We start from the raw sequence: 16,455 nt of genomic DNA, 5'->3' as shown, positions 1-16,455 counted from the left end.
TGAGGATCAGCGGCGGATCAGTGGTGGCCGTGGCCGGAGGTGATCTCGGCGTGCTCCTCGGCGGTCGGCTTCGCGATCTGGCTCTGCGGGCCGAAGTAGCCCTGGGAGAGCTTGGCACGGAGCTTGGTGACGGCGCCGACCTTGCGCTTGACGCCGTTCTCGTCCACCGCCGGCGGCAGCGCGACCGGGGCGCCCTGCTCGTGGGCGGTGAGGCGGAACAGCTCCTCCTGCGGCAGCTGCGCGTGGACCTCGATGAACTCACCGTGCGGCAGGCGCTTGATCGTGCCGGTCTCGCGACCGTGCAGGATCTTGTCCTTGTCGCCGCGCTGCAGGCCCATGCACCAGCGCTTGGTCACCATGAAGGCGATGACCGGGCCGACGAAGAACAGGACGCGGCAGGCCCAGGTGATCGCGTCGATCGACAGGTGCAGGTGCGTGGCGAACAGGTCGTTGCCACCGCCGACGAGCAGGATCAGGTACTCGGTGATCCAGGCGACGCCGAGAGCGGTGCGGACCGGGGCGTTGCGCGGGCGGTCGAGGATGTGGTGCTCACGCTTGTCACCGGTGATCCAGCCCTCCAGGAAGGGGTAGATCGCGATGACGATGAACATCAGGCCGAAGACCACCAGCGGGATGAAGACGCCCAGCTCCAGGGTGTGACCCCAGGCGCGGATCTCCCAACCCGGCATGATGCGGATCAGACCCTCGGAGAAGCCCATGTACCAGTCCGGCTGGGCGTCGGTGGACACCTGGTCGGGGCGGTAGGGGCCGTACGCCCAGATCGGGTTGACCGAGGCGATCGCCGAGACGAAGGCGATGACACCGAAGACCAGGAAGAAGAAGCCACCCGCCTTGGCCATGTAGACCGGCATCAGCGGCATGCCGACGACGTTCTTCTCGGTGCGGCCGGGGCCCGCGAACTGCGTGTGCTTGTGGTAGAAGACCAGGATCAGGTGGGCCACCAGCAGGCCCAGCATGATGCCCGGGATCAGCAGCACGTGGATCGTGAAGAAGCGCGGGATGATGTCGTTGCCCGGGAACTGACCCCCGTACAGGAACATCTGCAGGTAGGTGCCGACCAGCGGCACCGACAGGATCGCGCCCTCCATGAAGCGGATACCCGTACCGGACAGCAGGTCGTCCGGGAGGGAGTAGCCCATGAAGCCGTCGAACATGCCCAGGAACAGCAGCAGGAAGCCGAACAGCCAGTTGATCTCACGCGGCTTGCGGAACGCGCCCGTGAAGAAGACGCGCATCATGTGCACCAGCATGGCCGCGACGAAGACGATCGCCGCCCAGTGGTGGATCTGACGGATCAGCAGGCCGCCACGGACGTCGAAGCTGATGTTCAGCGCCGACTCGTACGCCTCGGACATCTTGATGCCCTGGAGCGGCGTGTAGGAGCCGTGGTAGATGACCTCGCCCATGCTGGGCTGGAAGAACAGCGTCAGGTAGACGCCGGTCAGGATGATGATGATGAAGCTGTAGAGGCAGATCTCGCCCAGCATGAACGACCAGTGGTCCGGGAAGATCTTCCGGAGGTTGGCCTTGGCCAGGCTGTAGATGCCCAGGCGACCGTCCACCCAGTCGGCGGACTTCTCACCCAGGTGCTTCTGCTCGACACCGGCCTCGCTGTGGCCGATCTGCTCCTCGTGGGAGTTGTCGTTGGCGTGAGTGCTCATTCGCTGCGCTCCCAGAAGCCGGGGCCGACGGGAACGGTGAAGCCGTTGAGGGCCTCGAGGTTGCCGGTCGCGTCCACGCCGATCTGCAGCTGCGGCAGCGGGTGGCCGGCCGGGCCGAAGATGACGCGGGCGCCGTCGGACAGGTCGAAGGTCGACTGGTGGCACGGGCAGAGGACGTGGTGCGTCTGCTGCTCGTACAGGCTGATCGGGCAACCGACGTGGGTGCAGATCTTGGAGAAGGCGAGAACGCCCTCGTAGCCCCAGGCGGCCGAGTTCTTGTCCTTGATGTCGCCCGGCTGCAGACGGACCAGCATGAGCGCGTCCTTGGCGATGCGCACCTGGAAGTCCTCGTCGTCCTCGGACAGGTCCTGCGGCATCGCGAAGGTCAGCGAGCCGACCTCCACGTCGGAGGCCTTGATCGGCTCACCGGTGTTCATGTTCTTCAGGAGCATGCCGGCCTTCCAGCCGGTCGTGTCCAGCTTCTTCTCCGGCAGCGGGCCGAGGTCGCGGAAGAGCACGACCGCGGAGAGCGGGACCATCGCCATCGCGCCGATCATCGTGTTGCGGATCAGCTTGCGGCGGCCGAAGCCCGACTCCTTGGCGCCCTGGCGGAAGTCGGCGAAGACCTGCTCGCGGACCTCGGGGGTCGACTCGATCGGGTGACGCTCGGCGATGTGCTCCTCGTCCGACATCAGCGTGCGGGCCCAGTGGACCGCGCCCGCGCCGATGGCGAACAGCGAGATGCCGAGGGTGACGCCGAGCGCGAAGTTCAGCGGGGAGACGTCGCCGACCGGCCAGATGTAGACGTGGTGCGTCGGTCCCGGCTTGAAGATGACGTAGCTGGCGATGAAGCCGACAGTCGCCAGCATCGACAGCAGGAACCACGTCGCGACCTGGCGCTCCGCACGGCGGGCGGCCTTCTCGTCGATGTCGGTTCGGCGGTGCTCGTGGGGCGGCAGGCCCGGGTCGGCGAAGTATCCGTCCTTGCTGACGACGGGTCCGCCCCCGTGGCCGTGTGCGGCCTCCGGCAGGTGTTCTTCAGACATGTTGTCCTGGCTCGTCATGACTTCTTGGCCTTGGGGGTGCGGGCGGCGATCCAGATCGCGGTGCCGATCAGGGCGCCCAGCGCGAAGATCCACCCGAAGAGACCCTCGGAGACCGGGCCGATCGCGCCCAGGGTCATACCGCCGTAGCTCGGGTTGGCGTCGCTGTTCGTCGCGTGCTGGACGTAAGCGATGATGTCCTTCTTCTGCTGCTCCGGCATGGTGGAGTTGGGGAAGGACGGCATGTTCTGCGGGCCGGTCAGCATGGCCTCGTAGATGTGCTTGGCGCTGACGCCCGCGAGGCTCGGCGCGTACTTGCCCTCGCTGAGGGCGCCGCCGGCGCCGGCGAAGTTGTGGCACTGCGCGCAGTTGGTGCGGAACAGCTCGCCACCCGCGGCGACGTTTCCGCCGGAGTACTGGTCCTGGGTCGGGATGACCGGGCCGGCGCCGAGCGTGGCGACGAAGGCCGCCATCTGGTCGATCTGGGCCTGGCTGTAGATGACCTTCTTGCTCGGGACCTGCGCACCCGGCTGCTGCGCGGGCATGCGGCCCGTGCCGACCTGGAAGTCGACGGCCGCGGAGCCGACGCCCACCAGGGACGGGCCGAGGTTGGTGCCTTCGCCGTTCAGACCGTGGCAGCTGGCACAGCCGACCTGGAACAGCCGCTTGCCCTCCTCGACCTGGAGGGACTGGCTGGCATCGGCCGAGGCGCTGCTGGTCGGCGCGAGCGCCGCCCACAGCCCCCCGGTGACCGCCAGGGCGAAGATGAGGACGACGAGCGCTGCCAGCGGGTGGCGCCGTCGTGCGGAGAGCTTTTTCACGGAATAAACCCCGGTGTGAGGATCTGGAGCGTCTGGAGAGTCCGGTAGACCGTCCCTGACGGTCCGACCCTGCTACTTGATCAGATAGATGGTCGCGAAGAGGCCGATCCAGACCACGTCGACGAAGTGCCAGTAGTAGGACACGACGATCGCCGCGGTCGCCTGCTCGTGAGTGAACCTCTTGGCCGCGTACGTCCGGCCGAGGACCAGCAGGAACGCGATCAGACCACCCGTCACGTGCATCCCGTGGAAGCCGGTGGTGAGGTAGAACACCGAGCCGTAGGGGGAGGACGACAGCGACAGGCCGTCGTGCTTCACCAGCTCGGTGTACTCGTAGATCTGACCGCCGATGAACATCGCGCCCATGATGAAGGTCGCGATGAACCAGGCCCGGAGCTTCTTCACGTCGCCGCGCTCGGCGGCGAAGACACCCATCTGGCAGGTGAACGAGGAGAGCACCAGGATCGTGGTGTTCACGGAGGAGAAGGGAACGTTCAGCGCGTCGTTCTGCGAGTGCCAGAAGGCGGTACCCGTCACCGAACGAAGCGTGAAGTACATCGCGAAGAGGGCCGCGAAGAACATCAGCTCGGAACTCAGCCAGACGATGGTTCCGACGCTGGTCAGGTTCGGCCGGTTGACCGAACCGTGCGCGTGCCCGGTTTCTACTGCAGTTGCTGTCGCCACGACCGACATTATGTCGGTCCCTTATTCCGCACTAACGCCGGGGGGTCTTCCTCGGTGTGTCTGGCGTATGACGTACCCTCCGACGCCGTGTTCTGGCAGGTCGGAGCAGACGTGCCGCACCGACGGGCGACGTGGTGTCGCTCGAAGGGATGAAGTGCGTGCCGCTGTCCGGACCTTCCTATCAGAGATCGTCGTTCACCCGGTGTTGTGGCGCGCGGGACGCGAGTAGCATCCGAACGAGCACCGCGCAGTGGTACGCGTCACGTGGCAGGTCGGTACATCCCGATGTAGGGAGAGAACGAGCGATGGCCCTGAACATCCTTGTCTACAGCGACGACCGCAACACCCGGGAGCAGGTGCGCCTGGCCCTCGGCAAGCGGCCCGACGCGGAGCTGCCGGAGCTCGCCTACCTCGAGTGCGCGACGGCGCCGGCCGTGGTCCGGGCCCTGGACGAGTACGAGAAGGGCGCCCGCCGGATCGACCTGCTGGTGCTGGACGGCGAGGCGGTGCCGCTGGGCGGCATGGGCCTGACCCGCCAGCTGAAGGAGGAGATCTACCGGTGCCCGCCGGTGCTGGTGCTGATCGGCCGCCCCCAGGACGCGTGGCTCGCCACCTGGAGCCACGCGGACGCCGCCGTCCCCGCCCCCGTCGACCCGGTCGCGCTCGTCGGCGCGGCGACCGCGCTGCTGCGCGGACGCGCGGGTCTCGCCGCCTGAGATCTGTCGTCTTACCCAGCGCCCCGCTCGATAGGCTGGGGTCGTCTTGATCGACCCCAGTCCTCGAGAGGCGACAGTCATGGTGCACTCCAATCCTGCGTTCGGCGGCGACGACCCCGCGCGGGTGCGCACCTGGCCGGACGTCCTGATGCCGCTGCTCTCCGGTTCGGACCTGACGGCGGAGGACACCGCCTGGGCGATGGACCAGATCTTCTCCGGCGAGGCGACCCCCGCCCAGGTGGCCGGCTTCATGATCGCGATGCGCGCCAAGGGCGAGACGGTCGAGGAGATCTCCGGTCTGGTCGAGGCGATGTACGCGCACGCCACCGTGATCGAGGTGCCCGGCCCGGCCGTCGACATCGTCGGCACCGGCGGCGACCGCGCCAAGACCGTCAACATCTCCACCATGTCCGCGATCGTCGCCGCGGGCGCGGGCGCGCGCGTCGCCAAGCACGGCAACCGCGCGGCGTCGAGCGCCAGCGGCGCGACGGACGTGCTGGAGAAGCTCGGCGTCAATCTGGCGCTGACCCCGCGTCGGGTCGCGGAGGTCGCCGTGGAGACGGGCATCACCTACTGCCCGGCCCCCGTCTTCCACCCCTCCATGCGGCACGCGGCGACGGCGCGCGGGGATCTGCGCGTCCCCACCTTCTTCAACCTGCTGGGCCCGCTGACCAACCCGGCCCGGGTCGGCGCGAACGCGGTCGGCTGCTTCGACCCGCGCATGGCCGGCCTGATCGCCGGCGTGCTGGCGCGCCGCGGCAACTCCTCGCTGGTCTTCCGCGGCGACGACGGCCTCGACGAGCTGACCGTCACCACGACCTCGACGGTCTGGCGCGTGCGCGGCGGCGAGGTCGAGCAGTTCTCCTTCGACCCGCGCGACGTGGGCATCGCCTTCGCCCCGGTCGAGGCCCTGCGCGGCGCGGACCCGGCGTACAACGCGGAGGTGGCCCGCAGGGTCCTGGCGGGCGAGCGCGGCCCGGTCCGGGACGCGGTCGTACTGAACAGCGCCTCCGCGCTGGTGGCCCTGGCGCCGACGGACGCGCCCTTCGTCGAGCAGATGCGCGCGGCGATGGACCGCACGGCGGAGGCGATCGACTCGGGCGCGGCCGAGCGCAAGCTCGCCGAGTGGGCGAAGGCGACGACGCAGGCGTAGCCACCAGGGGCGCGAGGCTCCACCGATGTGCGGCTCCGCCGCGTGGGCGTGGCTCGCGCAGTTCCTCGCGCCCCCAGAGGGTTTCTCACATGCCGGAACGCCCTTCGCCCACGGAGTGGTCCTCTGCCATACTCCTGAACAGGTCACGAGTGACAGCACGCGGCGTTCGCCGCTGAAGCCCCGGCTCGCTGTCCGGCAACCCTCCGACCGTGGTGGGGTGCCTCCGGGTGACGACCAGGCCTGCGGCGAGGTGCCGCCAGGCAAGCGCGCGTCCCTCGAGGAGTTCTCCCGTGCAGAAGCGAATGCGGTAGAGGCCGTCCGGGCCTCCACATCTCCGTAGTACATCCATGCCCCCTCCCAACCGGGGCTGTTTCGCCATACCCACGCGCATCCTCCGGAGGTACCGCCATGTCTGTCGCCGCCCGTAATGTCACTGTTTGTCAGCCCCTTCCCGTCCTCGGCCGCGAGGTCGAGGTGCCGCTCGTCAACGGCGAGAAGGTCGGCTACGCCGCGCTCGACTACGCCGCCAGCGCGCCCGCGCTCCAGCGGGTGTGGGACGACGTCGCCGCCTACGCGCCCTACTACGGCAGCGTGCACCGCGGGGCCGGGTACCTCTCGCAGCTCTCCACCGACCTGTTCGAGCAGAGCCGCGCGACCGTCGCCGAGTTCCTGGACCTGCGTGAGGACGACCAGGTCGTCTTCACCCGGGCGACCACCGACTCGCTCAACCTGCTGGCCGGCGCGCTGCCGAGCGGCACCCGGGTCTTCGCGTTCGAGACCGAGCACCACGCGTCCCTGCTGCCCTGGCCGGGCCGCGGGCTGGAGGTCGCCTACCTGCGCGCGCCGCGCTCCCCGCGGGAGGCCGTCGCGGCCCTGGACGCCGCGCTGGACGCGGCCGGTCCCGGACCGAAGCTGGTCTGCGTCACCGGCGCGTCCAACGTGACCGGGGAGATCTGGCCGGTCGCCGAGCTGGCCGCGGTGGCCCACGGCCACGGCGCCCGGATCGTCCTCGACGCCGCCCAGCTCGCGCCCCACCACCGGGTCTCCGTGCGGGAGTTGGACGTGGACTGGGTGGCCTTCTCGGGACACAAGCTGTACGCGCCGTTCGGCGCGGGCGTGCTGGCCGGGCGCGCCGACTGGCTGGACGCGGCGGAGCCTTACCTGGCGGGCGGCGGCGCCAGCCGCACCGTCGCGCGGGAGACGGACGGATCGGTGGCCGTCGAGTGGCACCGGGGCCCGGCGCGGCACGAGGCCGGCTCGCCGAACGTCATCGGCGCGTACGCCATCGCCTCCGCCTGCCGGGCGCTGGCGGAGGCGGGGCTGGACACCCTGCACGCGCGTGAGCAGCAGCTGATCGAGCGGCTGCGCGCCGGGCTGGCGGAGGTCCCCGAGGTGCGGGTGCTGACGCTCTTCGGGGAGGATCACCCGCGCGTCGGTGTGCTCTCCTTCGTGGTGCAGGGCTGGAACAGCTCGCACTTCGCCGCGGCGCTCTCCGCCGAGTACGGCATCGGCGTGCGCGACGGCCTGTTCTGCGCGCACCCGCTGGTCCGCACACTGCTGGGCGGCGAGGAGACGGCGCCCAGCGAGTGCGGCGCGCCGGAGCCGTCGCTGCCGGGCGAGCGCAGCCTGAACGCGATCCGCGTGAGCTTCGGCGCGGGCACGCCGGAGGAGCACGTGGACCGGTTCCTGGCGGCGGTGCGGGAGCTGGTCGGCAGCGGCTCGGCGTGGTCCTACCGCACCGAGGGCGGCCGCTGCGTGCCGGACACCCGCCGCTGAGCGGCGCCGCCGGAGAGGGCCTAGTCGTCCAGGCCGATGGCGAACGCCGCGTCGAGGTCGTGCTTGGAGTACGTGCGGAAGGCCACGTGGGTCTCCGTGTGCTCCACGCCGGGCACCTTGTTGACCTGACCGGGGATCACATCGGCCAGCTCCTCGTGGGCGCGGACGCGCACGATGGCGATCAGGTCCCAGCCGCCGGTGACGGAGTAGACCTCGGTGACGCTCTCCAGCGCGGCGATCTGCTCGGCGATCTCGGGGATCCGGTCGACGCTGGTCTTGACGAGCACGATGGCGGTGATCACGGAGTCTCCTGTCGGCGGGGGCATGCGCTGACCATGCTAGGCGAGCCAGAACCCGAGCCCGGCGATTCCTGCTCCCAGGAGCAGGAAGAACGGACCGAGCAGGTGCTGGACCGGCTTCGTCGCCGTCCTGGCCAGCTTCACGGCGAGCACGAGCCCGCAGCCCGCCAGCAGCAGGCCCAGCGCGATCAGCGGAACGCCGACGAGCAGGCCCCAGTGCATGCTGCCGTGGCCGCCGCCGCCCTGTGGAGGGATGCTGCCGCCCGCCAGAGGCCACGTCGAGGAGGGGAGGGTGCTCACTGGCCGGGCTCCTGTCCTGCGAGCTTCTGCTGTTCCTGTTGGAGGTTCTCCAGGTCCGACTCGACTCCCGAGCCGGCGTTGTAGACAGCCGTGTTGTCGCCGGTGCCGGCCGAGAAGGCGAACGCGGAGTCGAGGCGCTTCCCCTGCTCGCTCAGGTTGGCGCCGCCGAAGCTCCCCTTCTCCTTGAGGCCGTTCAGCTTGTCGTCGATGCGGGAGTTGCCGTAGGCGCCGGTGACCCCGGCGGTGACGAGGTCCTCGGTGACGCCGGTCGCGTCCTTGCCCTGCTGCTGGTTGGGGTGGAGGTAGTCGTCCAGACCGGTGCCGGCGATATTGCCCAGCGCGCCGTTGGTCAGGTTGCTGAGCTTGCCCCCGTCCCCGGTCAGGAAGTCGCCCACCTTGCTCGACACGCCCGGCGCTGCGCCGATCCCGCCGGTCAGTCCGGCGAAGGCGGCCGAGCCGCCGGCCTCGACGGCGCCGTCCTTCGCGTCGGCGCCCACGTCGACCTTCTGGCCGGAGAGCGCCTGGTTCATCATCATGCTGCCGGTGTCCGCTGCGAAGTTGCCGGCGAAGGACTCGCCCGCGGAGCGCAGCGCCGAGCCCGAGATCTTGGCGAAGGCGGTGAGCACCTTGGTCAGCGTGGCCGCGCTCTCCTCGGTGAGCTCGAAGAGCTCGCTCAGCACCTCGGAGACCTTCTCCGCGGCGCGGGTGAACTGCGCGACCAGGTCGATGATCTTGGCGACCCGGGCCGCGATCGCGGTGTCCGCGACCAGGTCGGAGATGAAGCCGGTGGCCAGGGAGAGCAGCGCCCCGGCGGCCTCCATCTCCGCGATCTGCACGCAGATGTCGACGATGGAGAGGTTGATCGAGTCGATCTCGCCCGCGTACTGGCGCAGGCCGTCGGCGACCTTGTGCAGATTGCCCGCGATCTCGTTCAGCGTGCTGACCTGCTGCTGCCAGTGCTGGTCGAAGGCCTGGCGGGCCGGTCCCGACCACTCGGTGGGACCGGTCGACGCCACCTGGCCGTCGAGCGCCCGGACCCGGTTCGCCAGATCGGTGGCCATGCCGTCCCAGTCGGAGGCTATGGAGCGCAGGACGTCCCCGTCGCCGCCCGGCAGCTCGACTCCGAAAGCCTGAAGGACCTTCAGTACCACGCCGTCGATGGCGCCGTTGATGTTCATCTGTCGATTCCCCCGGACCTCAGAAACTCTGGTGCACCCGCGTGAAGTGCTGCTGGACCTGCTGCTCGTTCTCCACGTAGGTCTGCGCGGTCTGGCCCAGCTGTTCGGCGTCGCCCTCCAGCATCTCCGCGATCTTGCCGAGTGCGTTGAGGGTGCTGTTCAGCAGGTTCGCGTACTGCTGCGAGGCGCCGTCGCAGGCGCCGAGGACGCCGAAGGCCGCCCCGATCTGTCCGGCGCTCCGGCCGAAGGAGACCGCGTCCCCCGGCAGGGAGGTCGCCTCCTGGTGGAAGTCACCGGCGAGGGCCATGACGGCACTGGGGTCCGTCTCGAACTGTTGGTCAGTCATCTGTCGTTGCTCCCCGTGGCTTGACGCCGGGGAGCCTAACAGTGGCGCCCGTCGCCCCTCGGGACCGCCCCGGCCGGCGCCACAGCAGCCAGGCGAAGAGGAAGCCGCCGGTGAAGCCGATGAGGTGGGCGGCGTAGGCGACGCCGGGCACGGTCGGGTCGGTGGCGGGGATGGAGAGCCACTGGACGGCGAACCAGAAGCCGAGCACCAGCCAGGCCGGGAAGCGCAGCGGCAGGAAGAGCAGCAGTGGGATGAGGCTGGTGACGCGGGCCCGGGGATACAGGCACAGGTACGCGCCGAGCACCCCGGCGATCGCGCCGGACGCGCCGACGAGGGTCTGCGTTGCGCCGGGGCTGCCGGACTCGAAGAGGGCGTAGCCGTAGGTGGCCAGGTAGCCGAGGGCCACGTAGAAGAGGAGGAAGGCCAGCGGGCCGATCCGGCGTTCCACCATCGCGCCGAAGACGAAGAGGAAGAGCATGTTGCCCGCCAGGTGCAGCCAGCCGCCGTGGACGAACATGGCGGTCAGCACCGACAGCGCCGGGATCTTGGGCAGCCCGCCGGCGGCCGCGCAGTGGTGCAGTTGCGCCGCCTTCGCGGGCAGCGGGGCGTTGGCGAGCAGTTCGGCCGGGATCACGCCCCACTGGCGGTAGTACAGGGTCTGCGCGCACGCCCGGGCCGCGCCGGAGCCGTAGAAGGGGTCGAGGCCGGAGATCGGGCCGACGAGGAAGACGGCCACACACAGCGCGATGAGCGAGCAGGTCACCAGCGGCAGGTACGGAACAGGCCGGGGGACGCGGGTCGAGGGCTCCGGGGCCGCAAGGGTCACCATGGGCAAAGCATTCCTATCCGGGACCAATCTGACACCAGCGCGCTGGAGCGTGTGGGGGACCGTGCCGAGCCGGGCCGGGAGGCCCTAGGGTTTCCCGGGTAGAGACGACGACGAGAGGACCTCGCCATGGCCGTTCCCCTGCCCTCCGAGGGGACCAGGTGGCGCTGCACGCTCTGCGGCAACCTGACCCGCTTCGACGTGACGCGTTCCTCCCGGGTCGTCGAGTTCGTCCACCTGGACCTGGCCGGTGACCCGACGGTCGAGGAGCGCGAGGTGCTCAGCGAGACGGTGGAGTCGGTGCGCTGCCGCTGGTGCGACGCCGTGGACCAGATCGAGCTGGTGGACCGCCCGGGGGCGGAGGCCGAGGCCGCGGAACAGGCCAAGCGCGGCTGAGGCCGTTCCTTGGGAGATGTGGCGAATTGATCGGCGGGGGGTACAAGCGGGGACAATGACTGTCCGGGGAGCGGACCGAGAGCCGGGCCCGGACAGTAGTGGCGGATCGGAGCGGAAGACGTGGAGCAGCGAGACCAGACGCCGGCGCCCGGTGACGGCGCGGAGGGCGCCGAGGGCGTCGAGGCGCTGGACCGTCCGCTGCCCGAGGGCGTGCGCAGGCGCGTGGTCGGCATCGCCGCCGACGCCCTCGGCGCGTTCACCCCGGCCGAGCTGCCGGCCCGGCTGCGCCCCTATGTGAAGTTCACCCGCGACGCCCGCGTCAAGCGCGGTGCGACGGCCATCGCCGCCGCGCTGGAGACCGAGCCGGGTTTCCGCTCGCGGATAGCGGACCGCGTCCGGCAGGGCCAGCCGGACCTGGTGGCCGCGCTGGAGGGCGGGAGCGTCCCGGCCGCCGCCGACCCGCAGGACGTGGCCGCGGCCGCGTACCTGCTGCGCACGCCGGGGTGGACCCGGATCGTCGGGGAGGCGGGCGAGGAGGTCGAGCGCGCCGAGCACGAGGTCGTCGCCGCCGAGTCGGCCAGGCTCGCCGAGAAGCTCCAGGACGAGCTGGTCACGCTGCGCGCCGCGCACCGTGCGGACGCCGAGCACGCCAAGGCCGAACTGGAGGCGCTGAAGAAGGAGGGCGACAGCCTGCGCCGCCAGCTGCGCTCGCTCGCCGCCGACACCAAGCGCGCCGAGGCGGCGGCCCGCAAGGCCGCGGCCGAGCTGGACGCGATGCGGTCGACCGGGGCGACCGAGCGCGGGGCCCAGGAGAGCGAGGTGCGCCGGCTCAAGCACCGGGTCGCCGAGCTGGAGGCCGCCTTGGAGGCGTCCCGGCGGGCCGCCCGCGAGGGGCGGTCCACCGAGGAGATGCGGCTGCGGCTGCTGCTGGACACGGTCGTGCAGGGCGCGCAGGGGCTCCAGCGCGAGCTGGGCCTGGCGCCGCTGAGCGGCCGTCCGGCGGACTCGGTGGACGCGGTGTCCCCGGTGGCGGCCTCCCCGCACGACGTGGCGCGGCGCGCCCTGGAGGGCGACGACCCGGCCCTGCTGGACCAGTTGCTCGAACTGCCGCAGGTGCATCTGCTGGTGGACGGCTACAACGTCACCAAGACCGGCTGGCCCGGCATGCCGCTGGACCGGCAGCGCCAGCAGTTGCAGCGCGGGCTCGGTCTGCTGGCGGCGCAGACGGGCGCCGAGATCACCTGTGTCTTCGACGGCCAGGACCTGGACGGGCCGATTCCGATGGCGCCGCCGCCGCGCGGCGTGCGGGTGCTGTTCAGCCGCACCGGGGAGACGGCGGACGAGCTGATCCGCCGTCTGGTGCGGGCCGAGCCCGAGGGGCGTCCGATCGTGGTGGTCTCCACGGACCGCGAGGTCGCGGATGGGGTGCGGGCCGCGGGGGCGCGGCCGGTGCCATCCACCATGCTGCTGCGACGGCTCATCAGATCCTGAGCCCTCGGGTGGGGCGCACTGCGCGGTCGGGCGACCACGCTGAGCTGCCGGTCAAACTGCTGATCTTGAACATTTGTTAAGAGAGAGGCCCGGATCCACCCCCCGGGGGAGACAACGGGGCCGCCTCCTCACTATCCTCACGCACAACGTCCGCACTCGCGTTCATTCTTCGTACCTGCGGGCGTTCCGTGTGTGCGAAGGGACTGCATTCCTCGTGGCTTCTCACCGCCGGCCCCGCCAGGCCAGCCGTGCCCGCGTCTCCATGATGACCGCTGCGGCGGCGACCGTGGTGGCGCTGTCGGCGCAGACCGCGGCCCAGGCGGCCCCGACGATCTCCACGAAGGACGCCAAGTCGCAGGTCGACGCGGACCGCTCGGACGCCGCCGCCAAGACCGAGCAGTGGAACCAGGCGAACACCCAGAAGCAGGCGGTCCAGCAGCGGGTGGCGATCCTTCAGGACGAGATCGCCCGCCAGCAGGCCCAGGTCAACGGTGAACTGGACAATCTGGGGCAGATCGCCAACTCGCAGTACGCGAACGGCGCGGTCGACCCGACGCTCCAGCTGATGCTCTCCAGCTCCCCGGACGCCTTCCTGCAGAAGGCCGCCTCGCAGGACGAGTTCACCAGCAACCAGACCGCCGAGCTGCAGGCGCTGGTCGCCCAGGAGTCGACGCTCCAGCGGGAGAAGGCCGAGGCCGCCGCGGAGCTCGCGCAGGAGCAGCAGCTGCTCGCGCAGATGAGCCAGGCGAAGACCTCGGCCCTGGCGAAGCTCAAGCAGGCGCAGTCCGTGCTCGACGCGCTCACCCCGGCCCAGCAGGTCGCCGTGAACGGCGGGGGCGGCGGCTACGGGTCTGTCTCCACCAGCGGGTGGAGCGGCACCATCGACCTGTCCGGGATATCGAGCGCCGCTCGCACCGCCATGGAGGCGGCGATGGGCCAGATCGGCAGGGCGCCCTACCTGTGGGGCGGCGACACCCCGCAGGGCTTCGACTGCTCGGGGCTGGTCATGTGGGCCTATGCCCACGCCGGCATCTCCCTGCCGCACTCCTCCCAGGCCGACGAGAGCGTCGGCACCGCGGTGCCGAGCATCGCCGACGCCCAGGTGGGCGACATCATCGTGCTGGAGGGCGGCGAGCATGTGGGCCTGTACGCGGGCAACGGGATGCTGCTGAACGCGCCCGAGTACGGCTACGACGTCTCGGTACAGCCGATCAGCTGGTTCCACGGAATCGTCGCGATCCGCCGCATGTGACCGATTTGACGGGTCGACACGCGCGGGCCGACGCCCGGAGCGATCTGTGAAGACTCTCACAGCATTGGCATGCCATGCGGTGGAATGACCGAATTCTCCCTCATGTCGTCGGCATCCGGTCAGATTGCGACTACAGAGCGTCGCTCGGCTGACGCCACATCGGAAGTGACGGAAGTTTTTCCTGACAAGGATTTGAACGGATCACGGTTGGGTTACTAAGGTCACTCCTCGAATCGCCGTGCGGTCGTTCACCCATCCCGGGTGGCAGCGGCGTTCACCGTCGAGTTCGACGACGCGGTCGCGGGGGGATGCCGTCGAGTCGGAGCCGGGGAACCAACAGTTCCCGGGGTGTATCGACGCCAGGGGCGGACCGGTGGGATTCCGGGACGACGGAGGCGTCGTAGGGCTGACTTCCTGGCCCGAACCCGTCAGCTCACCCGGTAGGCGGCCGTAGGAAGAAGGAGCTCGCCTTCGTGGCGTCCCATCGTCGTCCCAAGTCTCCCAGTCGTGCCCGTATGTCGGTCCTGACGGCCGCGGCCGCCACCGCTGTGGCGGTGTCGGCGCAGAGCGCGCAGGCCGCTCCCAAGCCCACCACGGCCCAGCTCAAGGCTCAGCTGCAGCAGCTGAACACGCAGGCCGACGAGGCGGTCCAGAAGTACGACGGCTCCCAGGAGCAGCTCCAGAAGCAGCAGGCCGCGGTCGGCACGCTGCAGGACCAGATCGCCCGCAGCCAGGCCGCCGTCAACTCCCGCCTGGACCAGCTCGGCGAGATCGCCAACCAGCAGTACGCGACCGGCGCGGTCGACCCGACCGTGCAGCTGCTGCTCTCCTCCAGCCCGGACGACTACCTGAGCAAGGCGGCGTCGCTCGGCCAGCTGACGAACAACCAGGCCTCCGAGATCCGGCAGCTCCAGGGCGACGAGCAGAAGCTCTCCGGTCAGAAGTCCCAGGCCGAGCAGACCCTGCAGCAGATCGAGAGCACCACCAAGCAGCTGGCGGCGCAGAAGGCCGAGGCGCAGAAGAAGGTCCAGCAGGCCCAGGCGCTGCTGGACTCCATGACCGCCGCCGAGCGGGCGGCCGTCACCAGCGCCCCCAGCACCTCGGGCGGCAGCGGCAGCGGCGGCGGCAGTGGCTCGGGCAGCGTCAACCTCGGCGGCGCCAAGGCCGGCGACTCGGTCGAGGCCGCGGCCTTCGCCGCCGCGCAGACCCGCCTCGGCCTGCCGTACGTCTACGGTGCGACCGGTCCGACCTCGTTCGACTGCTCGGGCCTGATGCAGTGGGCCTACGCGCAGGCGGGCGTCTCGCTCGGCCGCACCACCTACGACCAGATCGACGACGGCACCCCGGTGTCCTCCGTCGCCGACCTGAAGGTCGGTGACCTGATCTTCTTCAACGGCGACAGCCATGTCGGCATGTGGGCCGGCAACGGCATGGTGCTGCACGCGCCGCACACCGGCACCGTCGTCAAGTACGAGCCGCTGAGCTACATCGGCTCGATCTACGCGATGCGCCACATCTGAGCCCCGCGCTCCGCCGAGCCCGCCGCCGGTCCTCCGGCGGCGGGCTCCGTGCTGTCCGGCCGGCCCGGGGCGTTCACCCCGACGGGTGCATTGCGGCGCCCGATGCGGGGGCGTGTCGGGCCGGACGCACGCCGTCCGTCTCGGTGACGACCTGCGCGTTGGTTCATATGTGCGGATTGCGTGGGTATTTTTCAGCTCTGGGGAGCTTGGACTGCTTTCGTCCCAATCGCTAGCGTCTCCGCTCGTGGCTTCCCATCGACGAGGCAGACGCCTCGGCCCCTCCGTGCTCTCCCGCGCCGCGGTCACCGTGGCCGCCGCCACCGCGGCGGTGCTGACGACGCAGAGCGGCGCCGAGGCCCAGCCCGGCCCCTCCGGCCCCGGCAGCAGCACCCCCGACGAGGTCCAGCGCCAGGTCGACGCGCTCTACTCCCAGGCCGAGACGGCGGGTCAACGCGCCGTCGGGGCGCAGGAACGGCAGGCCGAACTCCTGCGCCGGGCCTCGCTGCTGGAGCAGCGGCTGGCGCAGGAGCAGCAGCGCGCCAACGACGTGGCAGGTCAGCTCGGCGCGATGGCGCAGTCCGAGTACCAGCAGGGAGGGACGGTGGACCCGGTGGTGCAGCTGCTGCTCAGCGCCCACCCCTCCGACTACCTCGAGCGTGCCGAAGGCCTCGGCCAGGTCGACTCCGACCTCGCCTTCCGGCTGGCCGAGCTGCGCGGCGACGAGCAGCGCGTGGCGCGCGACCGGGCCGCCGTGGGCGAGCAGCTGGCCGAGCTGGAGCGGCTGCGCCGCTCGATCGCCGCCGACAAGGCCGACGTCCAGCGGCGACTCGGCCACGCCCAGGCGCTGCTGGGCAGCCTGACGGCCGACCAGCGCGCCGGACTCCAGCAGGCCGAGGACGCCGCCGCGCAGGCCGCGGCCCAGGCGGCCGCGGAGCCGCCGGCCGCCGGCCTCGGCCCGGCGGACGACCGCGC

General features: G+C 70.6%; 17 protein-coding genes and 2 riboswitches. Of the genes, 8 read left to right on the top strand and 9 right to left on the bottom strand.

Annotation, left to right across the window (positions count from 1 at the left end; translation table 11 throughout):
- Positions 1–17 precede the first annotated feature (17 nt).
- The 4 genes from qcrB to ctaE form a co-directional block, all read right to left on the bottom strand.
- The gene (qcrB, locus tag TR50_RS33135; RefSeq protein WP_084701379.1) at positions 18–1,682 is read right to left on the bottom strand and encodes a cytochrome bc1 complex cytochrome b subunit; all 1,665 of its coding nucleotides are present in this window, start codon (positions 1,680–1,682) and stop codon (positions 18–20) included.
- Positions 1,679–2,746 carry a cytochrome bc1 complex Rieske iron-sulfur subunit gene (gene qcrA / locus TR50_RS33130; protein WP_042431058.1) on the bottom strand — a complete coding sequence of 356 codons (1,068 nt, stop codon included), beginning with the start codon at positions 2,744–2,746 and terminating at the stop codon, positions 1,679–1,681. The genes qcrB and qcrA overlap by 4 nt, the downstream gene beginning before the upstream one ends.
- On the bottom strand, positions 2,743–3,546 hold the full coding sequence (gene qcrC / locus TR50_RS33125; RefSeq protein WP_042431057.1) for a cytochrome bc1 complex diheme cytochrome c subunit: 804 nt from the start codon (positions 3,544–3,546) through the stop codon (positions 2,743–2,745). Before qcrC ends, qcrA begins: the two co-directional genes overlap by 4 nt.
- Before the next feature lie 72 nt (positions 3,547–3,618).
- The gene (gene ctaE, locus TR50_RS33120) at positions 3,619–4,239 is read right to left on the bottom strand and encodes an aa3-type cytochrome oxidase subunit III (RefSeq protein WP_042431053.1); all 621 of its coding nucleotides are present in this window, start codon (positions 4,237–4,239) and stop codon (positions 3,619–3,621) included.
- A 296-nt stretch (positions 4,240–4,535) separates the two neighbouring features.
- On the opposite strand from ctaE, the gene TR50_RS33115 reads away from it, so the two are divergent.
- From TR50_RS33115 to TR50_RS33105, 3 genes are all read left to right on the top strand, one after another.
- On the top strand, positions 4,536–4,946 hold the full coding sequence (locus tag TR50_RS33115) for a response regulator (RefSeq protein WP_042431050.1): 411 nt from the start codon (positions 4,536–4,538) through the stop codon (positions 4,944–4,946).
- A 79-nt stretch (positions 4,947–5,025) separates the two neighbouring features.
- Entirely contained in the window at positions 5,026–6,099 is a 1,074-nt protein-coding gene (gene trpD / locus TR50_RS33110; protein WP_042431048.1) for an anthranilate phosphoribosyltransferase, read from the top strand.
- A gap of 141 nt (positions 6,100–6,240) precedes the next feature.
- Positions 6,241–6,372, top strand: a riboswitch (SAM riboswitch).
- 135 nt (positions 6,373–6,507) lie between these two features.
- Entirely contained in the window at positions 6,508–7,875 is a 1,368-nt protein-coding gene (locus TR50_RS33105; protein ID WP_042431045.1) for an aminotransferase class V-fold PLP-dependent enzyme, read from the top strand.
- A 20-nt stretch (positions 7,876–7,895) separates the two neighbouring features.
- Here TR50_RS33105 and TR50_RS33100 read toward each other — a convergent pair whose 3' ends face one another.
- Genes TR50_RS33100 through TR50_RS33080 form a run of 5 tightly spaced genes read right to left on the bottom strand, consistent with a single transcriptional unit; the run spans position 7,896 to position 10,827 of the window.
- Positions 7,896–8,177: an Lrp/AsnC family transcriptional regulator gene (locus tag TR50_RS33100; RefSeq protein WP_042385955.1), complete on the bottom strand. Its 282-nt coding sequence runs from the start codon at positions 8,175–8,177 to the stop codon at positions 7,896–7,898.
- Positions 8,178–8,213: 36 nt separating this feature from the next.
- A complete protein-coding gene (locus TR50_RS33095) occupies positions 8,214–8,474 on the bottom strand; it encodes a hypothetical protein (protein WP_042431043.1) in 261 nt (86 codons plus the stop codon).
- On the bottom strand, positions 8,471–9,652 hold the full coding sequence (locus tag TR50_RS33090) for a WXG100 family type VII secretion target (protein ID WP_042431040.1): 1,182 nt from the start codon (positions 9,650–9,652) through the stop codon (positions 8,471–8,473). The genes TR50_RS33095 and TR50_RS33090 overlap by 4 nt, the downstream gene beginning before the upstream one ends.
- 19 nt (positions 9,653–9,671) lie before the next feature.
- Complete coding sequence (locus TR50_RS33085) at positions 9,672–9,998, bottom strand: hypothetical protein (protein ID WP_042431037.1); 327 nt, start codon at positions 9,996–9,998, stop codon at positions 9,672–9,674.
- Complete coding sequence (locus tag TR50_RS33080) at positions 9,991–10,827, bottom strand: rhomboid family intramembrane serine protease (protein ID WP_042431034.1); 837 nt, start codon at positions 10,825–10,827, stop codon at positions 9,991–9,993. Before TR50_RS33080 ends, TR50_RS33085 begins: the two co-directional genes overlap by 8 nt.
- 126 nt (positions 10,828–10,953) lie before the next feature.
- Here TR50_RS33080 and TR50_RS33075 point away from each other — a divergent pair, with 126 nt between their 5' ends.
- The 5 genes from TR50_RS33075 to TR50_RS33055 all read left to right on the top strand — a co-directional run.
- Positions 10,954–11,220 (top strand): hypothetical protein, encoded by a 267-nt coding sequence (locus TR50_RS33075; protein ID WP_042431031.1) that lies wholly within the window; start codon positions 10,954–10,956, stop codon positions 11,218–11,220.
- 120 nt (positions 11,221–11,340) lie between these two features.
- Positions 11,341–12,711: an NYN domain-containing protein gene (locus TR50_RS33070; protein WP_042431028.1), complete on the top strand. Its 1,371-nt coding sequence runs from the start codon at positions 11,341–11,343 to the stop codon at positions 12,709–12,711.
- Between the two features lie 214 nt (positions 12,712–12,925).
- Positions 12,926–13,963 carry a C40 family peptidase gene (locus TR50_RS33065; RefSeq protein WP_042431026.1) on the top strand — a complete coding sequence of 346 codons (1,038 nt, stop codon included), beginning with the start codon at positions 12,926–12,928 and terminating at the stop codon, positions 13,961–13,963.
- A gap of 302 nt (positions 13,964–14,265) precedes the next feature.
- Positions 14,266–14,426, top strand: a riboswitch (cyclic di-AMP (ydaO/yuaA leader).
- Between the two features lie 52 nt (positions 14,427–14,478).
- A complete protein-coding gene (locus tag TR50_RS33060; protein ID WP_052441635.1) occupies positions 14,479–15,483 on the top strand; it encodes a C40 family peptidase in 1,005 nt (334 codons plus the stop codon).
- 244 nt (positions 15,484–15,727) lie between these two features.
- Positions 15,728–16,455, top strand: a 728-nt coding sequence (locus TR50_RS33055; RefSeq protein ID WP_152648777.1) for a coiled-coil domain-containing protein, incomplete at its 3' end; no start/stop codon positions are given.

Origin of the sequence: Streptacidiphilus anmyonensis, from assembly GCF_000787855.1 — a bacterium.
GTDB lineage: Bacteria > Actinomycetota > Actinomycetes > Streptomycetales > Streptomycetaceae > Streptacidiphilus > Streptacidiphilus anmyonensis.
This window is presented reverse-complemented; position numbering and strand designations above follow the sequence as displayed.

Bases quoted from the DNA above. Each gene is read 5' to 3' on its own strand.
- TR50_RS33080 (WP_042431034.1), bottom strand. From the start codon at position 10,827: ATGGTGACCCTTGCGGCCCCGGAGCCCTCGACCCGCGTCCCCCGGCCT.
- ctaE (WP_042431053.1), bottom strand. From the start codon at position 4,239: ATGTCGGTCGTGGCGACAGCAACTGCAGTAGAAACCGGGCACGCGCAC.
- TR50_RS33090 (WP_042431040.1), bottom strand. From the start codon at position 9,652: ATGAACATCAACGGCGCCATCGACGGCGTGGTACTGAAGGTCCTTCAG.
- TR50_RS33115 (WP_042431050.1), top strand. From the start codon at position 4,536: ATGGCCCTGAACATCCTTGTCTACAGCGACGACCGCAACACCCGGGAG.
- TR50_RS33105 (WP_042431045.1), top strand. From the start codon at position 6,508: ATGTCTGTCGCCGCCCGTAATGTCACTGTTTGTCAGCCCCTTCCCGTC.
- TR50_RS33075 (WP_042431031.1), top strand. From the start codon at position 10,954: ATGGCCGTTCCCCTGCCCTCCGAGGGGACCAGGTGGCGCTGCACGCTC.
- TR50_RS33085 (WP_042431037.1), bottom strand. From the start codon at position 9,998: ATGACTGACCAACAGTTCGAGACGGACCCCAGTGCCGTCATGGCCCTC.
- qcrA (WP_042431058.1), bottom strand. From the start codon at position 2,746: ATGACGAGCCAGGACAACATGTCTGAAGAACACCTGCCGGAGGCCGCA.
- trpD (WP_042431048.1), top strand. From the start codon at position 5,026: ATGGTGCACTCCAATCCTGCGTTCGGCGGCGACGACCCCGCGCGGGTG.
- TR50_RS33060 (WP_052441635.1), top strand. From the start codon at position 14,479: ATGTCGGTCCTGACGGCCGCGGCCGCCACCGCTGTGGCGGTGTCGGCG.
- qcrB (WP_084701379.1), bottom strand. From the start codon at position 1,682: ATGAGCACTCACGCCAACGACAACTCCCACGAGGAGCAGATCGGCCAC.